Genomic DNA, 247 nt, shown 5'->3' with positions numbered 1-247 from the left:
GGTAAACCCGCTCCCACAGGGTTTTGTGCCGTTTGCTGGAGTCAATTCACCCAATGAAACTGCTGATCGTCGAAGACCAGGCCCGGACCGGCCAGTACCTGAGCCAGGGCCTGAACGAGGCCGGCTTCGCCACCGAACTGGCCACCGACGGCGAGACCGGCCAGTTCCTCGCCCTGACCGGTGACCACGACCTGCTGATTCTCGACGTGATGCTGCCCGGCCGTGACGGCTGGCAGATCCTCCAGGC

1 pseudogene is annotated in these 247 nt (G+C 64.4%); it reads left to right on the top strand.

Features of this window, described 5'->3' with window-relative positions:
* Window positions 1–53: 53 nt before the first annotated feature.
* Window positions 54–247: pseudogene (gene cinR, locus FQ668_RS27940) on the top strand (two-component system response regulator CinR); the annotation flags it as partial.

This window comes from Pseudomonas sp. Kh14 (genome assembly GCF_900291005.1).
GTDB classification, from domain to species: Bacteria; Pseudomonadota; Gammaproteobacteria; order Pseudomonadales; family Pseudomonadaceae; genus Aquipseudomonas; species Aquipseudomonas alloputida.
Note: the sequence above shows the minus strand (reverse complement) of the source record. Positions and strands in the feature narration are given on the sequence as shown.